Origin of the sequence: Mesobacillus jeotgali (genome assembly GCF_900166585.1) — a bacterium.
GTDB lineage: Bacteria > Bacillota > Bacilli > Bacillales > Cytobacillaceae > Mesobacillus > Mesobacillus jeotgali_A.
The window spans coordinates 332,970-350,632 of sequence record NZ_FVZC01000009.1 but is presented as its reverse complement, the minus strand read 5'-3'; the positions used below and the strand labels follow the sequence as shown (position 1 = coordinate 350,632).

Here is a 17,663-nt window from a genome sequence, read left to right as displayed (position 1 = left end):
AAAGCCCTGGATATCCAGGGTTTTTTGGTTTATCTCGTCTATTAAAGAGAATAGTAAATACAGGAACAAAAAGGAGGAAACAAAATGGACAAGCATGGTTTAACGAAAAAAATCACCCAGGTTTTAAGTGAATCAAAGGTAGGAACACTAGCCACAGTAGTCGATAACAAACCACACACCCGTTATATGACTTTTTTTCATGAGGATTTGACAATGTATACCCCGACAAGCAAAGAAACGTATAAAGCTGAAGAAATTGAAAAGAATCCTAATGTCCATATTCTGCTTGGGTATGAAGGTGATGGATTCGGTGATGCTTATATTGAAGTTCAGGGCAAGGCATCGATTCATGAAGAGCAAAGCTTAAAGGATAAGTTTTGGAACGAACGAATGAAAAAATGGATTGACAGTCCAAGTGATCCTGATTTCATTATATTAGAGATAAAGCCCGATACAATCAGATTGATGAATGATAATGGCGAGCCTGAAATATTGAATTTATAGAATCTGGCGGAGAGGGTTGATATCCCCTCTCCGCCTTTTTTGCATAAGATAACTACGTAAGCCTGTTACATTTTTGTCAATCTTTTGTTGAAAATAAACGCTTTTATGCCTTGATACAAACATAGTAATATTGTAATCTATTAATATAAATTATGTGAAATTATTCACAAATCTTTTCATACATGAAACTTATTCAGGTTTTTATTTTTTTAATGTCACATGTGAATTTTTTCACAATAACAGCCAGAAAGAAGGAAATAACATGCATACCCCAAAAATAGTCATTTTAGGTGCTGGATACGGCGGCCTCATTACAAGCCGACAACTTGAAAAAACATTAAAGAACGGCGAAGCTGAAGTAACTTTAATCAATAAACACGATTATCATTATATATCTACCCAATTGCATAAAACAGGCGCAGGAACTGCATCAGATGATAAAATCACCTTACACATCCCAGACTTGCTTAAAACAAATAAAATACAGTTTAAAAAAGCTACTGTACAAGATGTTGATTTCAATGAAAAGAGAGTCCTTCTGGATTCCGGCGATAAAATTGATTATGACTACTTATTGATCTCACTGGGATTTGACGTTGCTACTTTTGGAATCCCGGGAATAGAAGAGAATGCTTTTAAAATCCGAAGTTTCCGAAGCACCAAGTCCATCTTCAATCATATTCTTAGACAAATGGCTGCTTACAAGGAAGACTCTGATCCTTCCAGGCTTACCTTTGCTGTTGCTGGAGCAGGATTTACAGGTATTGAAATGATTGGCGAACTTGTTGAAGCATTGCCAAAACTTTGCCGAAAATATGATATTCCTGTTTCTGAAACCAGAATTATCAACATTGAAGCCTCACCCACCGTGCTTCCAGGCTTTGACCAGGAAGCGATTGATTTCACAACGAATTATTTAAAGGAGAGTGGTGTTGAGTTAATGACCTCTGCTAAGATCCTTGAATGTTCTCCAACATCCATTGAATTGGAAAGTGGTGAGGTGCTTCCGTCAAGAACATTGATTTGGTCAGGCGGTGTCCGTGGGAATACCCTCCTTGAAAAACTGGACTTGCCTATGACAAGAGGCCGCATTGAGGTTGATGAATATTTGCGGGTTAAAGGTGTTGAAAATGTTTTCTGTATCGGGGATGCAGCGCTATTCATGAAGGATGATAAAAACCCCCTTCCTCCGACTGCGCAGGTCGCCATACAGCAGGCAGAGCTGTGCGGACCAAATATTATTGCCACTCTGAGAAATGAAAAGCTTAAATCCTTTGTGTACCACCATAAAGGTACTGTGGCTTCCATAGGGAACAAGGCTGCCGTCGGAAAAGTTTTCGGCATGAAAATCAGCGGTTCCTTTGCTGCCTTAATGAAACAGGTAATTGAAGCTCGCTATCTCTTTGTGCTCGGTGGACCTGGACTAGTTATGAAGCAGTTCCTTAAAATCAGCAAACCTTCTTCGGAGGTTTCCGTTTTTTCAAATCAGAAATAAAAGGTTTGCATACGAAACATAAACAAAGCATCGGAGCCTGCTGCATCCGATGCTTTTGTTAATTTCTTGAGGCCGACAGTGAGTCTTCCGAAGGACGTTTTCCCCGTTTCAGATCATCAATCGACAATCCAAATCGCATTTCTAAATGCGGATAATCCTTAAAGTGTTTCCAGTCTCCGCCCCATTGAAACCCAAGGTCCTTTGCAATGGAAACCACCTCCATCCAATCGGATTTACCATTCCCATTACCATCATAGCCGGTATCCCATAAGGCGTTCCCTTGATTATCCAATAAAGCAAAATCTATTGCCAGGCCAAAGTTATGATACGAATCCCCGCCTTTTGCGTGGGTCACAATTTGGCCTTCTGCAGACCTTCCCTTTTCATATAATGAATTCTGTTCCTGAAAACTTCTGAAACCATCTGTTACTATCACTCTGATCCCTTTATCAGCAGCTTTTTGAATTAATACTTCCTGATTCTGCCTAACAACCGGATGGAGGTCTGCTGGCAAGGGAACCTCTTCATTGATCTCAGGCCTGGTAAGGAACTGATAGTATAACAGGAGCGCCGCCATAACCAGCAAAAAAGTGACGAATGCATTCCCAACAAGCCTTTTTTTCACGGTAAAAATCCTTTCAGTTTTTAATCTATTATATTACGAATGAACTCCTCTATAGGTTTCATGTTAGGTGAAAAACAAAAACCTGGCTAGTTACTCTGCCAGGCAGCCTGTCCTATTCAAATTGGTACTTTTCTATAATGCGGTCAGTGACTAGCTTGTAACCTTTATCATTAAGATGGAGCGAGTCACTGAAGTATTGTTTCTTATTTTTACCTTTAAACAAATCATTGGTCGGGATGTAAACAATTCGTTCTTCATCTTTAATAATCTTATTGATATCATTATTCCATTCATCAATCACAACCTCAATGGCTTTGCTGTCTGGATAAGGGTTATAAAGTCCCAGCAAAAGGATTGGAGCCTGCTTATTTTTATTTGTCAGTGTTTTGATAATGGAATTTAAGTTTTTTAAATAGTCTTCTTTACCCTTGGCGATTTTTTCAAGCTTTAGGTTATTCAGATTCCCGCCATTGCTGTTGATTAAATCGTTCGTCCCGATAAATAGAATGAAATAATCCGCTTCATCGATTTTAACTCTCTCTTCGACATTTGACAGTTGGGTAAGAATTCCCGATGATTCCAGACCATAAATAGCTTCATTGTCAAAATTGTATTTTTCTTTGTTATGGCTGTTCAGTCTTGTTTTGAGAGTATCTATATATCCAGAACCTTTTTCATCCCCGTACCCATACGTAAGTGAATCGCCGAATGCGATTACAAGTCTCTCTTCGTCTCTTTCCTTTGTATTTCCATAAATGCTGACGACAGCCAGCAATACGGCTACAGCAGCTAGTGATAAAAAAATCTTATTTTTTTTCATGATGTATCCCTTCTCTGTTTGTATTGATTTTTTCATACCCCTTTATCACAGTTCCTGAAACATGATGAGTCCTGCATAAAAATTCCACTTGCTAACCAAGCTGTAAAATGCTATATTAATCAAGCGATGAGCTGAATTGTGTAAGCCGACAGACACTCCTTCATGGAAATGCACGATGTGGCGTGCAGTCAGTCGCCTCAATACGCAGAAAAGACGCCTTTCTGGCGTCTTTTCTTTTTATCCTTTTATCGATCTTTATATCCATCACGATCTGTCAGATTTCTGCGTTCGAGATCCCCATCAACGACCCGGTCGTCATCTGCCTCAAGGTAAGCCTCCTCACGCTTGACACTTTCTACGACCTGTTCAGTATCGGTGACTTCTCGCTTGCCGATGACAATTTCTTCAGAAACAACAGGTTTCTTCGTGACCTCTACTTTTTCTTCCATGATTGGCACACGGATTGTTTCACCATCATCAATTGTAGCGTCAGTGCCAGAAGCCGCCTCATTCACATCCCGTCTTTCAATATACACTTCCTCACGGGTTACCGGAATGTTGACCTTCTGCTGGTCTTCAACTACTTCTTTATGAATTTCAACTTCACCTGCCTGGAAGCGTTCCTTGGAAACATCCAGTTGTTCTTCTCTTAATCTAAGTGTTCGTTCATCTGTATCCGTATAATTTCCTGTTACTGATGTGTCAGTAATATAGCCTGTATCTTCAACATTAAGACCTGAGGCTGTTGTTTCTGCCAGAAGAATAATACGGCCAGCTCTTACATCCTCTTCATATTCCCTTGCTGCGTCATCAGTCAGTCCTACACTGACAAGACGGTCGGAAATAGATGGTTCATTGCCTCCAAGGTTTCGGTCTGCATCGAATGTCGTCATCAGGCTTTGCCAGAAGCCGCCTTCTTTATGATCATCCCTATCTGTTCCAATCGTTTCAGTCGTTACACCTGTCCTGCTTTCCAGTGCACTTGAGATGTCATTCGTATCACCAATGATCGAGAAATCCTGAACAGCATAGCCCTTGTTTTTATACTCTTCAATCGCTTCAATTAGTTCTGTTTGATTATCGTATACTCCAACTACTTTTTTAGCCATTTTACATTCCTCCAATTCAAGTAAGATTCACCCGGCTGCACCGGTAGTGTATTCATACCCGGAATGGACAACCACTCAAACTTTTCACGGCATACCAATATTAGCCACCATGAAAAGACGGACAAATAAGACACCGCATGCGCGAGCGGCGAAGATGAAGCCGAACGCCGGCCCCGCGGAAAGGAAAGTGCCTGAAAGGGGATCTACAGCCGGATTCCAGTAAGAACCAAAAAAAGGACTGTAGACAAACACGATTTTCATCGAGTTTTTCTACAGTCTGAAGCTGATTTACACCGGCTTTACACCTTCCTCAATTTTTATTACCTCTAAATAAGCAATATGGTATTCATCAATTTCAATAATTTTAAAGAGATAGCCCTCCTCTTCAATTACATCTCCTATTTTGGCATCAATATTTTTTGTCATCACCCAGCCGCCAATAGTATCAACATCTTCCTCAGATATATGGATGCCAAGCAGGTCATTTACCTCATCGATCAATACTCTTGAACTGAAAAGATAGTGGTTCTCTTTTACCTTCCTTACTTCGGCGATTTCGTCGATATCAAATTCGTCACGGATATCTCCGACAATTTCCTCGAGGATATCTTCAACCGTCACAAGGCCGGATGTTCCGCCATACTCATCAATCAGGATTGCCATATGAATGCGCTCTTTCTGCATCTTGACGAGCAAATCATGTATGGGAATCGTCTCAATCACTCTTATGACAGGCTTTATAAATGAAGATAAAATCGCTTCCTTCTGAAGTTCTTTTTGTGTCAGTTTAGCAGTGAGTATTTCCTTGATGTTGATCATTCCTGCTACATTATCTTTTTCGCCATCAATAACCGGATACCTTGTGTATTTCTCTTGCTGGATGACATCAATAATCGTTTCAATATCATCAGAAATATCGAAGGTAACAATCTCAGTTCTGGGAACCATGATTTCCTTTGCGATCCGTTCATCAAATTCAAAAATATTGTTCACATAGTTCAATTCATTCTGATTAATTTCTCCGCTTTCATAACTCTCTGATAATAGGATACGAAGTTCTTCCTCTGAATGGGCGATTTCATGTTCAGATGCTGATTTTAGCCCGAACAGTCCGACCAGTAATCGCGCCGAACCATTCAAAACCCAAATGAAGGGGTACATAATTTTATAAAACCAGATGATCGGCCTGGAAAATGCCAGGGTTATTGCTTCTGCTTTTTGGATTGCAACGGTTTTAGGGGCAAGTTCTCCAATTACCACATGCAAAAAAGTAATGGAAGCAAATGCAATAGCGAACGATAATATGCCAGATAATGACTCATTTAAATGCAAGCTTGAAAATACTGGATGGAGCAAATCTTCCACAGTCGGTTCCCCCAGCCATCCTAGACCAAGAGCTGTAATGGTAATGCCCAGCTGACAGGCGGAAAGATATTCATCGAGATGTGTGACCACGTGTTTGGCTGATTGTGCCCCTTTCCTTCCTTCAGCAATTAGCTGATCAATTCTTGATGTCCTAACCTTGACAATTGCAAATTCAGTAGCGACGAAAAAGCCGGTTATTGCGATTAATAAAACAACTAAAAGCAAGTTGGTGATGATCAATGGATAAGCCTTACATATGTAAGGCATTCACCTCCTTAAAAACTTCACTGTCAGATTAAATCATTTTTTAGTTATACCCGTACAATGAACAGCTAACGCATTTTTTGTCAAAAATGCGAATCAATCCATTTTTATTATTCGTAAATTGCGCATATTATATCAGCATTAAATAACTCTTCATCTTTATGGCGTTTCTAACAAAAGGAATATCTAAATAGTACTTTTTTCTTAACAAATTTTTAAATTTGCCGAAAATAACAATAACGATATTTTCGTCTACGATGATTTGAGGGAGTGGAAAAATGCGTTTTAAAAAGAGAAAGAACACTGTCGACAAAGCAGTGACAAAGAAAAGAACAGGAAAAAAGTTAAGTACCACAAATATGAGTTTAAAACTGAAGATCGTATCCTTGAGCATCATTTCTATCCTTGTCCTTGCACTGGCAACATCGTTTTATGCCCAGCATACGATAAAGTCCAGCAATTTTGATTCCATGGAAGCTGAACTTACTACAATTTCGAGCTTATTATCTGACCAGATTTCGGTCGGAAAAGCGAAAACCATTATTAACAATCCATCTAAAAACAATCCAGGTGTAACCTCACTGCAAAAACAGATGGATGAAATTCTTAAAGAAAACCCATTAATACATAATCTTTATTTAATTACATTAGATGGAGATAAATTTATCATCCCAACTATGAGTTCTGCCATGATGACGGATAAGCTGACATATGGTTCACAATATTCTGGCGGTAAAGCTTTTGACCGTGCAGCTTTAGAAGCCCTTAATGAAAGCAAAAGAACCACTACCGAAATATATAGGTCGGATACTGGCGTTAAAATGACTGGATTTGCACCTATCACCGATATGGGCGGAAAAACAATTGCCCTTTATGGAGTCGAGTTTGACGTTTCGCAGGTAAATAAGAAAATCAATGCTGAAGTTGCAGGTATTTGGATACTGTCATTGATCATCCTAATCCTGTCAGGTACGGCAATGTATTACTTAGTTTCGAGATTGATTAAACCATTGAATAAAATACAAGAGTTAACCGCTAACATCGCCAATGGTGATTTGTCCCAAGAAGATATAAAGGTAAAATCAAAAGATGAAATCGGGTCACTCGCTGAAAGCATCAATGCAATGACCATGTCATTGAGGAATTTGGTTTCTCAAGTCCAGACCAGTACTAGAGAAGTATCAAGTGAAACAGTTGGTTTATCCAAGGTAGCATCAAGTTCTGTTGAGGCGATCAGGGAACTGACAGCCGCCAATCAGCAGGCAGCAGCCAGTACACAAGAACAGAACGCGAATATTGAAGAAATGCAGGCAACATTGGAAGAAATCAATGCAGGAATTGAGGAAATCAATGCTTCCGCACAACAGGCAAGCTTTATCGCAAAAAATTCAACTGTTACTTCAAAAGAAGGAACGGAGAGAATTGATGAAATGCTCGCTGGGCTTGAAGCAGTAGATGAGAATACGAACCATCTAGCTAATATCATCACAGTATTGGAAAAACAATCTGACAAAATCACCCAGTTTGTCAACATTATAAACACCATTTCTGATCAGACAAACCTATTAGCATTAAATGCAGCCATAGAAGCGGCAAGGGCCGGTGAGCATGGAAAAGGCTTTGCAGTTGTTGCAAATGAAGTCAGGAAGCTTGCTGAGGAAAGCGCAAAATCAGCTTCAACGATTATTTCCATTGTTAATGAAAATGTACAGAATACCCGTAATGCAGTAGACTACATTGCCAAGACGAGAGAAGCTGTACAGTACAATAAGGACCTCTCACTTAATGCCAGGAATACACTGACAGAGATATATGAAACAACATTGGAGATTGAGGATAACTCAAGTAACATCGCTACTGCCATTGAACAGCAGGTCATCGCAATCGAACAAATCACAAACTCACTTGATACAGTGTCACATGCATCTCAACAAATTGCTGCAGGGACAAGCCAGACAGACCTATCAACGCAGGAACAGCTGCGAATCGCAGAAAACGTGAATGATACCACAAAGATCCTCCAGCAGACGGCATTGGAACTTGAGAAGCTTACCGGCAATTTCAAATTATAAAAAATAATTAATTAATATAAAAAAGGATGCCCATGGGCATCCTTTTTTATCTCTTCCTGAATCCTTCTTCTTCCAAATATTGTTTAGCTTCATTGTAAGAAAGAAATGTACCATCCAGATTCAGGCCAGCATACACATTCCACATATCATCTTCATGTACAAGGATCAATGTGTGGTTTTCAGTATTGATCCAGCGCTCTTCATCATTGTCCTCTATGATGGCTGATTGAATGGTACTGTTAGGTGAAAGGGACTCAATCGAAAGTTTAATGATCGACTTAAGCTCTTCCGCAGTAAAATCGCGAATATTCACCATCCCTTTCGAATCCAAGTCATATCCTTCTAAAAATTCCGCATAGACAAACCCATTCCCATTTGGGTGTAAGTGATATACAACATTTTTTTTGTCATAAATGCTACCTTCAAAATGAAAGTTAATACGGCTTAAAGAAACATTTTTCCGCTCCAGCTCCGGAAAAGATTCAATGATCGATAGTTTTTGCTCAAAAGTCAGCATTGTTGCCTCCAGGTTAATTACAAATTTTTATGATTCTGTTCATTATAACATTCGGCAAAGGGTTCACAAAAAATATCCTTTCTATAGTTAATGTATGTTACAAAAACCTAAAATTGGGTATAATTAAGTCACATAAGGAGGTATAAAAATGCAAGCGGTAAGCCCCATTAAGTCCAAAAATCAAATTGAAGAAATGAAGAGATATCTAGAGGCACATTCCACCAGGGATTATTGTCTTTTTTTGCTGGGAATCAATACTGGCATTAAGCTTCAAGAATTATTGAGCCTCCGTGTTCATGATGTCTGCAACGAAGAAGGAAAAATAGCAGAATTCCTTTCAATACCTCATTACAGCAATCCCCCTATCTATTTAAATGCCTTAATAAGGAAGGTTCTTAAAAGATACTTAAATGAAAATACCTTGATTAGGACAGATTATCTTTTTAGATCAAGGAAAACAGCTGAACCTATAACAAGACAACAAGCTTACCGAATCATCAATGCTGCTGCAAAAGAAGCCGGGGTCATGGAACCTGTTGGAATGACTACACTCAGGAAAACCTTTGGTTATCATGCCTATTCACAGGGTGTTGCCATTTCTCTAATCCAGAAAAGACTTCAGCATTCATCTCCATCCGAAACGATGCATTTCATCGGGTTAGACCAGAACCCAGTAACCGTTACAATTAATATTAACTTATAAGGGGGTTTTTCATTGAATGAAAGTGTTCTAAATACAGATTCCTTCATCTTATTTTTGGCTTTCTTATTCATTGTCGGAGTATTGACCACACGATTTTCGACCAGGCTCGGTGTTCCATCGCTTATTTTCTTTATCATGGTAGGGATGGTCATGGGAAGTGATGTCCTCGGCATTATCTATTTTGATAATGCAGCACTGACGCAAAAAATCGGTGTCATTGCTCTCGTCATTATACTATTTGAAGGCGGACTGCAAACAAATTGGAAAGACGTTAGGCCAGTAATCGCACCTTCTTTATCACTTGCAACCGTTGGTGTATTAATCACCTCGGGAATCGTGGCAATAGCTGCGAAAATGATTTTGGGGCTTGATTGGCTGGAAGCAATATTATTTGGCGCGATCGTTGGATCGACAGACGCCGCAGCTGTTTTTGCAGTCCTAAAAGATCACAATGTTTCTCCAAAACTAGGTTTAACTCTTGAAGCCGAATCTGGGTCTAATGATCCGATGGCTGTGTTTTTAACAGTAGCAATGATTGAACTCATTACCATACCTGATGCAAGTATCTTAAAATTGATCGGGGACTTTTTCTTGCAGATGGGACTGGGCCTGATTCTTGGAATTATTTTTGGAAGAATCGCTGTAAAAGCCCTTAACGCCATCAACCTTGATTCCAGCGGGTTGTATCCAGTTTTTGCAACAGCCTTTGCCCTGCTGACCTATGGACTGACAGCGTTTTTAAATGGTAGCGGCCTATTGGCTGTATACATCGCCGCCATCATAGTCGGAAATGCGGAGATTGCTTACCGCCACTCTATTTTCCGTTTTTCAGAAGGGTTCGCCTGGATGATGCAAATCCTAATGTTTGTCATCCTTGGACTCCTTGTATTTCCTACTGAATTATTCACTCTGGATATTTTAATACAGGGTCTTCTTATTTCAGTAATCCTGATGCTTGTTGCTAGACCTGTAGCGGTATTTATCTCGACAATAAAAATGAATTTCTCGCAAAAAGAGCGAGTTTTCCTTTCATGGGCTGGACTGAAGGGAGCAGTTCCTATCATTCTGGCCACCTTCCCGTTACTAGCCGGAATTGAGGACAGCCATCAGATGTTCAATGTTGTTTTCTTCGTCGTATTGACAAGCGCCCTTATTCAGGGTGCCACCATTCCCAAGTTAGCAGATAAGCTTGGATTAAATGGACCCAAGAAAACTACACCAATGCAGTCACTCGAATTAGTTTCGCTCGGAAAAGCCGATGCTGAAATGATTGAATATGAGATGGAAAGTGATAGTGCCATCGTCGGCAAAACCTTGATGGAAATTCCCTTTCCAGAAGGGACACTGGTGAATGCGATTATCCGAGATGGCAAACTGACCGCTCCTACTGGGAATACAGCAATCTTGGCAGGTGATTTTCTTTACATTTTGTCTGCCAGGAAAAATAAATCCCAGCTGAAAAAACTTTTAAAAGAAAAATCCCATTAGTCCTGAAAACTCTTGAGTTAAATGAAAAACCAGTGGGATTTACTCCACTGGTTTTTTAAATTATGCTCTCAATTTTTCGACGAACATTTCCCGCATTTCTTTTAACGTATTTTTATATTTATATTCATCAAGGATTGTCGCCTGCAGTGTGACACCATTCACCATCGCCCAAAAAATATCCGCGTAAGTGACTGGATCCAAATGAATATTAAATTCTCCTGTATCCTGCCCTTCCTTAATGATTCCGGTTAACAATGAAACAAAGAAATCTTTATATCTTTCAGTCAGTGTCTTTTTTAACTCTGGGTTTCTTGTTGAATAAAGTCTGAACTCATAATGGACAAGAGCCTGGTCCTTGTTCTCTGCATCTTCCGGGTCATTATTTAAATAGGCATCAATCAGAAAGTCAAGCTTCTCCAAAGCCGTCCGCCGTTTGGAGATGGCGTTAGCGAACTTTGTACCTGACTCTTTGGTCTGGACATCCATCAAAGCCAGGTATATTTCATCCTTGCTTTTGAAGTAATTGTAGATCGCCCCTTTGCTTAGGCCCGAATGAGCGACAATGTCATTTACAGTTGCTGCTTCAAATCCCTTCCTTGCAAAACAAGCATGGGCACTTCGCAAAATTTCTTGCCGCTTCCTTTCTTTATACTCCTCCGAAACAATTGGCGTCATTTTCGTTACCTCTATTTCAGCTGGTTTATAACTGGTATACCTTGCTGTACTTCTCTTCAAGATATTGTACAAGATAATCGGCATTCAGTTCTTCACCGGTAGCTCTTACTATCAATTCGTTTGGGGTATATAACATGCCGTATTGATGGATATTCTCCCTCAACCATTTTTGTATGACCGCAAAATCGCCTTTTTCTATGCTTTCGTAAAAATCAGGGACATCCACTTTAATTTTGTTGAGGATTTGGGCTGCATAGAGATTCCCCAATGAATACGATGGAAAATAACCAAAGCCGCCGAACGACCAGTGTATATCCTGAAGAACTCCCTCGCTATCATTCGCAGGGGTAATCCCTAAATATTCATGGATTTTCGAGTTCCATGTTGCTGGAAGATCCTTCACTTCTATTTCACCGGCAATAAGCGCCTTTTCAATTTCGTAACGGACCATGATGTGCAGATTATAAGTCAGTTCATCTGCTTCGACCCTGATGAAGGATGGCTGAACCGCATTGATGGCCCGGTAGAAATCATCCAGTCCAACATTCTCAAGCTGCTCAGGGAAATGTTCTTGCAGCTTCGGGTAGAAATATTTCCAGAATTCTTCACTGCGCCCTACCATATTTTCAAGGAAGCGTGACTGGGATTCATGGATACCAAAAGAAGCTCCTTCCTGCAAAACAGAATCCTCGAACCGCGGATCAATATTCTGCTCATATATACCATGCCCTGCTTCATGGATCGTGCCGAAAATCGCCGAGCGAACATTATCATCTAAATACCTTGTGGTTATCCGGACATCTCCGGTATTGACCGTCTGTGCGAATGGATGAACAGTTTCATCCAGCCTGCCTCCATTCATGTCAAAGCCGATCAGCGGAAGGATAAACCTGTTGAACTCTTTTTGCTTTTCAACTGAATATGATTGTTCAAAAATCTCTACATTCGGCTTGTAAGAAGCATTTTGTATCCGTTTCAGCAAGTCCGTGCTGGATTGTCTTAATTTAACAAACAAAGGATCAAGCTTTTCCACCGTCAAGCCTGGCTCATACTCATCCAGCAGAGCATCGTATGGATGATTTTCATATCCATAGAATTCAATAGCGTTTCTTTTAAACTCAACGATTTTCTCCAGAAAAGGCAGATATTTTTCAAAGTCATTATTTTCCCTTGCCTCTTCCCAGGCATCATTCGCCTTTGATGTCAGCACCGAGAAATCCTTAATCATCTCTGCTGGAATACTTTTTGAACGATTATAGAATTTCAGCCGTTCACGAACCTTTGCCTTTGCTGCATCATCTAAATATTCGTCAGCATTTGGAGAAGAGAGAATACTTAACAATTTCCCCATTTCCTCGGATACGGTCAGCTTGAACGCTTCAGTTCTTAATGTACTGCTAGCTTTTGCAAAAATCGGCCGGCCTTTTTTGGGAGCTATTACTTTTTGGTCCCAGCTAAGCAAACCTGAAATACTATTATAATGGGAAATCTTTTCATCCAGTTCCGTAAATTTCTCGAGTGCAGACAGTATTGTTGGATTCAATACTTTTTGTTTCATGTCTTCTCCCCCTTTTTCTGTCATTCTAATAAACTATCCAGTCGGTTTATTATAATCTATATTGCATTATTTTTTCAATTATCACAAAATTATTAAAAGATCTCTATAAAGTTTTGCAACCTTTCATAACCTTACGACGTCAGACAATATTATAAGTAAAATTTCCCCAAAGGAGGCCATATGAAGAAGTTAGTTCAAAACGCATTATTTATATTGACCACAATTGCAGGTCTGCTATTTTTCATGGCATTTCCCAGGCTTTTTTCATTGAGGACGTCGGGAAGTGAGCACATTGACATTGAACTGGCAGCTCTATTAAAAACCATGTCAGCCACTGCCGAACAGTTATTCAAGCCATCCAGCTGGCAATTTTTAGAAAGCTGGTACCAGGAAACTGTTATCGAAAGGTATACATATTCCATAGAAATCATTTCTGTAAGTCTGTTGTTTACTGTTTTTATAGGAAGCTTTATCGCCTATTTATTTATGACTCTTCCTTATTCCCATCGCTCCAAAGTAAAACATATCCTGAATTTCTTCGGGGGCCTGCCTGATTTACTCATTATTTTCCTGATGCAGCTGGTATTGATTACCCTTTTCAGGGAATTTGATATCCGCCTGGTAAATATGTATGGGCTAGCTGGGAAAGAACCCCTTATTTTTCCAATGATCATAAATTCGTTCCTCCCCTCATTGTTTTTAGCTCAATTCCTAATAAAAATTATGGAGGATGAATTCGAAAAACATTATATACTTTTGGGCCAGGCAAAAGGATTATCTAAAATGCAAATCCTGTTTGTCCACTTAACCCGCAATATCGTACCAGTTGTTTCCATTCACTTCAAAACAATCATCTACCTGGTTTTGACCAACCTTGTTCTCGTTGAACACATGTTTATCCTGGATGGATACATACAAGAACTTTATAATCTCATGATGACACCTGGAGTCTCCCCAGCTAAGATTTTATTTTATGTCGGGGTCTTTATGCTCCCGGTCATCCTCTTGGAAAGACTAGTCACTTTTTTCGGTAAGTTTGTCGGAAAAGCCCGGGGGTTGAATATATGAAAAGGTTCATAAGTCTATTTTCAACTTTATTAGCCTTACTACATAGGAGCATCCATCACCAGAATAGTAAAGCTGGCCTTGGAGGGATAAACAGGAAAACAAAAAGCATGAATATGGGGAAGATAAAAAAAGGAATGGCAGCAAGGACTCAAAACTTATTTAATAGATTAATTGCTCTGTTTCTGTATATTTATAAGCTGAAATATCGGAACGCTAAAGTCGGAGCCCTGATTCTTATCTTATTGTTCATGGTCAGTTGGTTCACTGAACCCATACCAGAGAGTAATGAACCATTAATTTTTGATGAAAACGGTAATTTTGTCGCGGCACCGCCAGCCCCTCCGTCCCTGACTTTCCCGCTTGGGACAGATTTAGGTGCAAGGAGCATGGTGAACCTGATTCTTGTTGGTATTAAATATACACTTGGTGCTGTAATCGGCATCACTCTTATCCGCTTCTTCTTAGGAATCATTCTGGCGTTGCTTACCACATTATGGTATCCAGGCCTTAAACGATATTTCACTGCCTTCTTTTGGCCATTTCGGTACTTTCCGCCTCTGCTGGCCGGTATTATCCTGATTATACCGGTGGCAGCGGTACCTATAGGAATATCTCCAAAAGTAATATTAGAATACCAGATTCTTGTTCTGATGTTCATTGGGCTCCCTGGCGTCTATTCCTTTATCCTGGATTTGATAGACGAGATTGAAAAACAGCCGTTTGTATTGAGTTCTACACTAATGGGAGCAAGCAAGTTCCATACTTTGATCAAGCATGTCTGGCCAAATATCCAGTCCCATTTACTGTTACTGTTCACACAGCAAATGTTATCCGTGCTTCAGCTCTTAACATTCCTTGGCATCTTTTCCTTGTATCTGGGCGGTCCGCACCCCACAGCGCTGACTAATGATCCGCGCCTGATCTATCGATCAATTTCAAATGAACTAGCGGGGATGGCCGGTCAAAATTTCTGGCTGATCAGGCGTGCGCCTTGGATGGCCTACAGCCCCATAGTGATGATTGCTTTTATTGCAATCGTAGTGAATTGGATGAAAAAAGGGATTGAGGACCATATAGCAGGTGTGGTTCCTGTTAGAAATAGAGCTAATAGCCGTGCCGAAAAAGAGGTTGAAGAAAAATTAAGCTGCTCAAGAAGTTTTGTATTAGTTGGCGTGCCGGAGCAGCCTGCTGCAGAGCATGAAAAGAAGAGTTATTATAGTGACTTGTTTCTTGAAAAACTGAGAATGGCCAGGGGGTATATGTGCCGCTATAAGATCTTCCGAATTATCGATATGGGTGCATTGAAGGCTGCGGAACATATATCAGAATACCCTCGCCAGATTTTCACTGCTTTATTGATGGTGTCATTCGTATTATGGGCCGGTGTATTTTCATATGCTGAATTCCTTGGAAAAGATGAGGCAAGCCCAAAACATAAAGAGGCGAAAAGTACAGAAGCATCCAGTGAACCAAAAGAGTCACAGGACCTATATAGTTATAGTTTCACAAATAAGGAACATGTGCCAGTCAATTACAAAGCCGAACTGACATATCAGGATGCAGATGCAATTTTAAAGGGAAGCCTGCATATTTCCACAGTCAATACAACTGGTGCAAACCAGGAAAAAATCTATTTCCACCTTTACCCTAACCAGTTTAAGGAGCCGATTGATGGACCCGACTGGAAATTCATACTAGGTCCATCACCTGCTCCTGGCTGGATGGATATCGCTGACATCAAAGTAAACAACAAGAAAGCTGAGTTTAAAGTCGAAGGCACTATTTTAGAAATTCAAATGAAGGAATGGGAGAGTAAAGAGACCGCAGAACTGGACATTCAATTCAATTTTCAGCTTCCTGTGAATTACAGCAATGCGAGCTATGATTATGCCGCTGTTTGGCTCGGCAGCTTCCTGCCTAAACAAGCAGTGTATGATAAAAATGGCTGGAACTTAGATCCCTATTCACCACTTGGTTATCCGTTTTACAGCGAAACGGCTAATTTTGACGTGACAATTGGCACAGCCGTTAAATACCAGGTCCTTTCGAATGCGGAGGAAGCCAATGCAACTATTGAAAGCAACGGTGAAAATCAGAAATATCACGTCAAGGCGGAAAACTTGCGTGATTTTTCTATCGTCCTTCTGGATAAACAATATTATCAAGCTGAAAGATTCATGGCCAATAATGATACACTTGTGAATGTCTGGTACCGCCCTTCCATTGACAAACAAGAAATCGCAAACAGGAATGCTATGGGCGCTGGGCAATCAATCGACTTTTTCGAGGAAATCTACGGCACCCCACTGCCCTATAAGGAACTGGATGTGATTCGCACCGGGGAAAGTAACCCGCAAATGGCTTACCAGGGAATGATTTTTACACCTGGTTATAATTTTACAGATAATAATTTTTCCTCTCTTAGCATGACAGAGGGTGTGATTCGCCAGTGGCTATCCGGGATGGTCGGAACCCAGGGTTACAAGGAACCATGGGTTAATGAAGGTCTCGTCAGCTTTTCGCTAAAAACCTATATGGGCGAAAAGGGCTACCTGACCAGCAGTTCTGCAGAAGATCAATTAAAGCAGCAGGAAGAGATTGTAAGGATTCAAAAAGAAGGACAGTATTTAAGCAGCCCATTAAGCGATTTTAAGAATATAAATGATTATTCCATCATGATGGGTTTACAGGGTTACAATCTGTATGCTGAGCTGGACAATTTAGTCAAGGCTGGAAAAGTGAATAAAGCAATTAAGAACTATGTCAACGAATATAAGAATAAAAATGCATCCGGACATGATTTAATCACACTTTTTGAAAAGGCCGGCCATCCGCAGGCAAAAGGGTATTTCGAAGGTTGGCTGAAACAGGAAACGAAGGAGTGATGGAGACTTTAACCCTTGCACGTTTAGCTAGAAAAGAATTAATTAGCGAATTGGAAAAAACAGTGATTATTTCCAATTCGCTATAAAAATTTCATTTTCGCTATAATATTAAAAAAGTGGCTATAAAAATGTCTCACACTCAAAAAAACCCTCCTGGAACCTCATTTAAACCGTTCCGTTTTGAGGTGCTTTTTTAAAATATGTGCCGAAATGACAGTTGTATTGGCATCATTATTGGTAAGTAAAAAAGTAAAACTCGCCGTAGTAAAATTGGCGAGTACCTTTATTAGGCATACCAAAACCGTATTTAAATAAAACCTCACTTACTTGTGATATGGTTCACGGTAATCTTTTAAATAAGATGTCTTGTCCTTTATCGAAGCCCAGCAAAAGTAAAATAAGCGGAGATTTTCCGGTTAAATTCAGAATGGAGCTTGTTTCGGGGTAAATAAGGGAAGGTTTTCCGCTTATGCACAGCAAAATCACCTATTTTCGAATTTTTTTAGTCAATAGGC

14 protein-coding genes are annotated in these 17,663 nt (G+C 40.0%); 7 read left to right on the top strand and 7 right to left on the bottom strand.

The genetic code is table 11. From position 1 onward, the window contains the following. Positions 1 to 84: 84 nt before the first annotated feature. Positions 85 to 504: a pyridoxamine 5'-phosphate oxidase family protein gene (locus tag B5X77_RS11740; protein ID WP_079508172.1), complete on the top strand. Its 420-nt coding sequence runs from the start codon at positions 85 to 87 to the stop codon at positions 502 to 504. 262 nt (positions 505 to 766) lie between these two features. Further along, positions 767 to 1,999, top strand: coding sequence for an NAD(P)/FAD-dependent oxidoreductase (locus tag B5X77_RS11735; RefSeq protein WP_079508171.1), 1,233 nt, complete (start codon positions 767 to 769; stop codon positions 1,997 to 1,999). Positions 2,000 to 2,057: 58 nt separating this feature from the next. Here B5X77_RS11735 and B5X77_RS11730 read toward each other — a convergent pair whose 3' ends face one another. The 4 genes from B5X77_RS11730 to B5X77_RS11715 all read right to left on the bottom strand — a co-directional run bounded on the left by B5X77_RS11730 (position 2,058) and on the right by B5X77_RS11715 (position 6,185). Continuing rightward, positions 2,058 to 2,576, bottom strand: coding sequence for a M15 family metallopeptidase (locus B5X77_RS11730; RefSeq protein ID WP_079510215.1), 519 nt, complete (start codon positions 2,574 to 2,576; stop codon positions 2,058 to 2,060). Positions 2,577 to 2,736: 160 nt separating this feature from the next. Further along, positions 2,737 to 3,444 (bottom strand): GDSL-type esterase/lipase family protein, encoded by a 708-nt coding sequence (locus B5X77_RS11725; RefSeq protein WP_176167307.1) that lies wholly within the window; start codon positions 3,442 to 3,444, stop codon positions 2,737 to 2,739. Between the two features lie 245 nt (positions 3,445 to 3,689). Continuing rightward, on the bottom strand, positions 3,690 to 4,553 hold the full coding sequence (locus B5X77_RS11720) for a YsnF/AvaK domain-containing protein (RefSeq protein WP_079508169.1): 864 nt from the start codon (positions 4,551 to 4,553) through the stop codon (positions 3,690 to 3,692). 288 nt (positions 4,554 to 4,841) lie between these two features. Then, positions 4,842 to 6,185 carry a hemolysin family protein gene (locus B5X77_RS11715; RefSeq protein ID WP_079508168.1) on the bottom strand — a complete coding sequence of 448 codons (1,344 nt, stop codon included), beginning with the start codon at positions 6,183 to 6,185 and terminating at the stop codon, positions 4,842 to 4,844. A 275-nt stretch (positions 6,186 to 6,460) separates the two neighbouring features. Here B5X77_RS11715 and B5X77_RS11710 point away from each other — a divergent pair, with 275 nt between their 5' ends. After that, positions 6,461 to 8,254, top strand: coding sequence for a methyl-accepting chemotaxis protein (locus tag B5X77_RS11710; protein ID WP_079508167.1), 1,794 nt, complete (start codon positions 6,461 to 6,463; stop codon positions 8,252 to 8,254). A gap of 46 nt (positions 8,255 to 8,300) precedes the next feature. Here the strand turns inward: B5X77_RS11710 and B5X77_RS11705 are convergent, their stop codons facing one another. Beyond that, a complete protein-coding gene (locus tag B5X77_RS11705; RefSeq protein WP_079508166.1) occupies positions 8,301 to 8,771 on the bottom strand; it encodes a hypothetical protein in 471 nt (156 codons plus the stop codon). A gap of 148 nt (positions 8,772 to 8,919) precedes the next feature. Between B5X77_RS11705 and B5X77_RS11700 the strand changes: the two genes are divergently transcribed. Further along, on the top strand, positions 8,920 to 9,474 hold the full coding sequence (locus tag B5X77_RS11700; RefSeq protein ID WP_079508165.1) for a tyrosine-type recombinase/integrase: 555 nt from the start codon (positions 8,920 to 8,922) through the stop codon (positions 9,472 to 9,474). Between the two features lie 12 nt (positions 9,475 to 9,486). Next, complete coding sequence (locus B5X77_RS11695; RefSeq protein WP_079508164.1) at positions 9,487 to 10,962, top strand: potassium/proton antiporter; 1,476 nt, start codon at positions 9,487 to 9,489, stop codon at positions 10,960 to 10,962. A gap of 60 nt (positions 10,963 to 11,022) precedes the next feature. Here the strand turns inward: B5X77_RS11695 and B5X77_RS11690 are convergent, their stop codons facing one another. Both B5X77_RS11690 and B5X77_RS11685 read right to left on the bottom strand, forming a co-directional pair. Then, positions 11,023 to 11,721, bottom strand: coding sequence for a TetR/AcrR family transcriptional regulator (locus B5X77_RS11690; RefSeq protein ID WP_079508163.1), 699 nt, complete (start codon positions 11,719 to 11,721; stop codon positions 11,023 to 11,025). Continuing rightward, positions 11,663 to 13,195 (bottom strand): carboxypeptidase M32, encoded by a 1,533-nt coding sequence (locus tag B5X77_RS11685; RefSeq protein ID WP_079508162.1) that lies wholly within the window; start codon positions 13,193 to 13,195, stop codon positions 11,663 to 11,665. The genes B5X77_RS11690 and B5X77_RS11685 overlap by 59 nt, the downstream gene beginning before the upstream one ends. 180 nt (positions 13,196 to 13,375) lie before the next feature. On the opposite strand from B5X77_RS11685, the gene B5X77_RS11680 reads away from it, so the two are divergent. Continuing rightward, positions 13,376 to 14,263: an ABC transporter permease family protein gene (locus B5X77_RS11680; RefSeq protein WP_079508161.1), complete on the top strand. Its 888-nt coding sequence runs from the start codon at positions 13,376 to 13,378 to the stop codon at positions 14,261 to 14,263. Continuing rightward, positions 14,260 to 17,148, top strand: coding sequence for a M1 family aminopeptidase (locus B5X77_RS11675; protein ID WP_079508160.1), 2,889 nt, complete (start codon positions 14,260 to 14,262; stop codon positions 17,146 to 17,148). The genes B5X77_RS11680 and B5X77_RS11675 overlap by 4 nt, the downstream gene beginning before the upstream one ends. Positions 17,149 to 17,663 lie beyond the last annotated feature (515 nt).

Excerpts from the sequence above, each read along its gene's own strand:
- B5X77_RS11740 (WP_079508172.1), top strand. The coding sequence starts at position 85 with ATGGACAAGCATGGTTTAACGAAAAAAATCACCCAGGTTTTAAGTGAA.
- B5X77_RS11735 (WP_079508171.1), top strand. The coding sequence starts at position 767 with ATGCATACCCCAAAAATAGTCATTTTAGGTGCTGGATACGGCGGCCTC.
- B5X77_RS11730 (WP_079510215.1), bottom strand. The coding sequence starts at position 2,576 with ATGGCGGCGCTCCTGTTATACTATCAGTTCCTTACCAGGCCTGAGATC.
- B5X77_RS11725 (WP_176167307.1), bottom strand. The coding sequence starts at position 3,444 with ATGAAAAAAAATAAGATTTTTTTATCACTAGCTGCTGTAGCCGTATTG.
- B5X77_RS11720 (WP_079508169.1), bottom strand. The coding sequence starts at position 4,553 with ATGGCTAAAAAAGTAGTTGGAGTATACGATAATCAAACAGAACTAATT.
- B5X77_RS11715 (WP_079508168.1), bottom strand. The coding sequence starts at position 6,185 with ATGCCTTACATATGTAAGGCTTATCCATTGATCATCACCAACTTGCTT.
- B5X77_RS11710 (WP_079508167.1), top strand. The coding sequence starts at position 6,461 with ATGCGTTTTAAAAAGAGAAAGAACACTGTCGACAAAGCAGTGACAAAG.
- B5X77_RS11705 (WP_079508166.1), bottom strand. The coding sequence starts at position 8,771 with ATGCTGACTTTTGAGCAAAAACTATCGATCATTGAATCTTTTCCGGAG.
- B5X77_RS11700 (WP_079508165.1), top strand. The coding sequence starts at position 8,920 with ATGCAAGCGGTAAGCCCCATTAAGTCCAAAAATCAAATTGAAGAAATG.
- B5X77_RS11690 (WP_079508163.1), bottom strand. The coding sequence starts at position 11,721 with ATGCCGATTATCTTGTACAATATCTTGAAGAGAAGTACAGCAAGGTAT.
- B5X77_RS11685 (WP_079508162.1), bottom strand. The coding sequence starts at position 13,195 with ATGAAACAAAAAGTATTGAATCCAACAATACTGTCTGCACTCGAGAAA.
- B5X77_RS11680 (WP_079508161.1), top strand. The coding sequence starts at position 13,376 with ATGAAGAAGTTAGTTCAAAACGCATTATTTATATTGACCACAATTGCA.
- B5X77_RS11675 (WP_079508160.1), top strand. The coding sequence starts at position 14,260 with ATGAAAAGGTTCATAAGTCTATTTTCAACTTTATTAGCCTTACTACAT.